Raw genomic sequence first — 3,971 nt, 5'->3', positions numbered from 1 at the left:
CATCGGCGATATGCCACCAAGGGAATACAAGAACCGTTTCGGGGAAGAATTCTTCCCCGAAACAGACGACATTAATGATAATTTTATGAATTTAGCGATGTCCTAAAAGGGGTAAGGCTACAATTGTTCGGAATTGTAGAATCTATTCCGTTGAATTATTTAGATAAGGTTTCTGCGGATATGATTTTTGAAAGTCAAAAAGTGAAAATTAAAATAGAGAATTGGACCGAAATATTTATACCCTTAAATGGTAAGCTTTATATAGAGCTTGTTGAGGAAAACTAAAGTTCAAATAAACGATGAAGAAAACTTCAAATACCTTTCCAATCATCTTTCTCACCTTAATGATTATCGTTTTGGGATGTAAATCCGAACCGAATGAAATTGAGCAATATCAAATTGTAAATGAGGTCTTAAATCATTCTTTTGGACACACAACAGATGATGAAAACGGATTGGGCTGGATTGATTTATCAAAAACATATGATTCTCTTCTTGTGCTAAATCACACCAGGTTAAGAGAATCTGATATCCAATCATTGAATGATTATATTACTTATCATAATCTAACTGATTTTTCAATAAAGGATTTCCAGACATACAAGGAGTGGGATATTGAAAGGATATCGGACTTCAATCGTTACGAATTGGTTGTAATGACCGACCAATCGGTGAGCGGCCCATATATTGGAATGGTACAAATCTCTGCAATTGGTTTTAATTCAAAATTTAATGAGGCCATAGTTTATACCTCATTCTTATGTGCTGGCAATGGAGATTGTGGAGCAGACATTCTCTATCATTTGAAGAAAAATGATAAATGGAAAATAGTTAAGGTCGAAACTTTGTCGGTTTCATGATAGATTAAAAAGTTCAAATAAAAGATGACCATCCAAGAAATATTAAATACAACCAATCATAGACCGTGGGAGATCCCAAATCAAGGTTGGAAATTTTATCAGGAGTGGAACAATGCGATATTTCTTCATTGGCAAGTTGATATTGAAGAGTTAAAAAGGTTTGTTCCTGATCAATTGGAAATTGACCTTTATGAAGGGAAACCTTGGGTTTCCGTTGTTGCTTTTACCATGGAAAAGATTAGGCCCAAAAACTTTCCTTCATTTCCTCCAATTTCAAATTTTGATGAGATCAACATTCGAACCTATGTTAAGCAAGAAGATAAATCAGGAGTTTATTTTTTAAGCATTGAGGGAGGGACAAATTTGTCATGTAAAGTGGCTAAAGGAATTTCTGAACTTCCCTATCGTTTTTCCACAATCAAACGAACTGAAAATGAGATAGAATCATCAAACCTTGAGTTTAATGATTGGATGCATGTTGTATATCAGATTGGCAAGGAGATTAAAGAAAAGACAGAACTGGATAAATGGTTGATTGAACGATATGCCCTATATCAAGACTCGAAAACCGCAATCAACGAATTCGAGATTCACCATTTGCAGTGGCCAATAAATGAAATTGACATAAAAACTCTAGAAATGAATTATCAAAGGTTTGGGAAATTACTAGGTGGAAATCCAAATAAAGTACATTTTTCCAAAGGGATTAGGGTAATCGCTTGGGGTAAAAATAAATGTCAGAATCTTTTAATGGCATAAAACAATTATAACAAAGTTCAAATAAACGATGAAAGTATTTTTTTTTATTGTGTTTTTGTTGATGGGTAAGCTTTTGCTATCCCAAAACAATAATAAAAAGGAAATGACCCTTGGTACTTATGACTACAATTCAATGGAGTGTCAACCTCTATTGGTGTGGAATGGAAGTTCAAATCTCATTTATCCTTGCAGAAATAAAGATGAAAATAAAAAAAATGACATTTCGGAATTCAAGAATGAATTAAGCCGATTATCTGAAATAATTACCTTGGATTTTATTGACAAACTGAGGAATTGTTGTTTTAAAATTGGATGTATGGATTCTTCAGAAGGTCATTTCATAAGAGTGGAGGATGATGGAAATGCAAACCATTTCTATCTAGACAATAAGGATGGTGTCAATAAATTGTGTGGGCATGAAGAAATTGATGAAATAAGGGAGCTTTTTGAAAAAATATATAAAAGCTATCGCTAATAAATAAAGGGGTTGGAACATTTACTAGAATTAATAGCAGAGTTTTTTCGAAGTGATACTAAAGCCAGTTATATCGCTGCGGCAATTTTTGTAGTCATTTTGGTAGTTGCAATTATTGTCATAAAGTTCAAATAAACGATGATTGCAAAACCTACATATATCAAATTGAATTTTGACTTTGATGCTGAACCTAATGCTCCAAGCCCCGAGATTTCGATTAACGGTTCTACCCTGATTTTGAAATTTTTACTGAATCCATTTCTTTGGGATAATGTAGAAGATGATGAGCAAGCAGAATTACTTTTTAATAATGTTCTAAAGTATAGATTAGGTGGACCAGGTTCAGATAATTTCAATGACTTTAGATATTATGATGATGGAATTGATAATTACGGATTTTATCACTTAAAGAACTCAAATTGGACAAAAGATTTTCCATTAGATGAAAAGGTAATCTCAAAGGAACCAAATTCCGAAAATGATATTTTTAAACATTATGTTTTCTTTTTTAGAGACAATACATTTGAATGTATCGCTGAAGATTTCAAATTTGTAAGAACAGGTAACATTATAAAGTTTGAAGAAACGATTTTAACATCGATGGAAGATACAGATGTTTTAGGTCAACCAAAGCCCAGCCATCCAAGGCCTGGCAAGAAATCCAAGTGGAGATTCATTGTCTTGCCAATAATTAGTTTGGGAATTCTGTATGGAATATGGAGTTCAATTTTTGGAGATAATCGAGCTGCTTTTTATTATCCAGATGGCCGTACGGTGGAAAGCCGGGGAGATTTTAATCAAGAAGGGGTTGGTGTCGGAAAGCATACTTATTACTATTTCAATGGTTTAAGAAAGTATGAGATGAATTTTGATGATTCTGGTAAACTACATGGAGAATATTTGAACTGGAATGAAAATGGGACTTTGATAGGTTTGAAGAATTATGTGCATGGAGTTAAAAACGGAGATTCAAAGAAATGGGATGATTCGGAGAACTTAATTGAGCATACTGTGTTTCACAATGATTCCATTATTCGGAAAGTTAAATGATAACAACAAAGAATAAGAAGAAATTCAAATAAACGATTCGAAAGATGAGGCTAAATCAAATGATGAAAAAACTAGCGATACTATTCATATTCGTCTTCTCATCAAATTTTATTATATCTCAAAATGATAGGATAAAAATATTGGTTGATAAAACTGATAGTTTGGATTTGGACATGTGGGATTTAGTGGATTTCGCCAATCAAAATCTAGAATCCAAGAATGACCAAGCTTTATTTTTTTATCATTGGATTGGGTCCAACATTGTATATGACCATGAACTTTTATCAAATTTAGAAAAAGGCCTTGTGTCAGATACTGCTTTTTGGGAGAGTCAGGATTATTATAGGGTCTACGAAAATCGCAAAGGTGTTTGTGCCGGTTATGCTGGACTATACAAATGGTTCATGTTTGAAATTGACATAGAAGTTGCAATTATCTCAGGACATATAAGGGATGAAAGGAATCACTATGTGGAATTGGATTCTGACGATAATTTTAGACATGCATGGAATGCCATAAAATTAGATGGTAAATGGATTTTACTGGATTCTACTTGGGGCACTTCTAGTGATCAAGGAGTTTCAGATTTTTATTTTGACATTGATCCAGAGTTAGCCATTATCACCCATTTTCCTGAAGAAAGCAAATGGCAATTACTAAAAGAACCTTTAACATTGGGGGAGTTCAATGGATCAAAGTTTATTAAACCCTATTGGTTTCAAATTGGTTTCGAAGATATTCCTGTTTTAAAGGAGGATGCCAATTATTATTATTTGGTGTATAAAAGTAATCCAGACAAGAATTGGTCGATAAACCTGATGTATGGA

5 protein-coding genes are annotated in these 3,971 nt (G+C 33.2%); all 5 read left to right on the top strand.

Features of this window, described 5'->3' with window-relative positions; genetic code table 11:
- Window positions 1-299: 299 nt before the first annotated feature.
- Window positions 300-860 carry a hypothetical protein gene (locus J0X14_RS18970; protein ID WP_207099401.1) on the top strand — a complete coding sequence of 187 codons (561 nt, stop codon included), beginning with the start codon at window positions 300-302 and terminating at the stop codon, window positions 858-860.
- 24 nt (window positions 861-884) lie between these two features.
- On the top strand, window positions 885-1,619 hold the full coding sequence (locus tag J0X14_RS18965) for a YqjF family protein (RefSeq protein WP_207099400.1): 735 nt from the start codon (window positions 885-887) through the stop codon (window positions 1,617-1,619).
- A gap of 28 nt (window positions 1,620-1,647) precedes the next feature.
- Entirely contained in the window at window positions 1,648-2,094 is a 447-nt protein-coding gene (locus J0X14_RS18960) for a hypothetical protein (RefSeq protein WP_207099399.1), read from the top strand.
- A 165-nt stretch (window positions 2,095-2,259) separates the two neighbouring features.
- Window positions 2,260-3,144: a toxin-antitoxin system YwqK family antitoxin gene (locus tag J0X14_RS18955; RefSeq protein ID WP_207099398.1), complete on the top strand. Its 885-nt coding sequence runs from the start codon at window positions 2,260-2,262 to the stop codon at window positions 3,142-3,144.
- A gap of 161 nt (window positions 3,145-3,305) precedes the next feature.
- A partial coding sequence (locus J0X14_RS18950) for a transglutaminase domain-containing protein (RefSeq protein WP_317194468.1) occupies window positions 3,306-3,971 on the top strand: 666 nt, incomplete at its 3' end.

The organism is Allomuricauda sp. CAU 1633, from assembly GCF_017313225.1.
Lineage (GTDB): Bacteria > Bacteroidota > Bacteroidia > Flavobacteriales > Flavobacteriaceae > Flagellimonas.
This window is presented reverse-complemented; position numbering and strand designations above follow the sequence as displayed.

What these genes read in the sequence shown, in the direction of transcription:
- J0X14_RS18970 (WP_207099401.1), top strand. Translation starts at nt 300, where the DNA reads ATGAAGAAAACTTCAAATACCTTTCCAATCATCTTTCTCACCTTAATG.
- J0X14_RS18965 (WP_207099400.1), top strand. Translation starts at nt 885, where the DNA reads ATGACCATCCAAGAAATATTAAATACAACCAATCATAGACCGTGGGAG.
- J0X14_RS18960 (WP_207099399.1), top strand. Translation starts at nt 1,648, where the DNA reads ATGAAAGTATTTTTTTTTATTGTGTTTTTGTTGATGGGTAAGCTTTTG.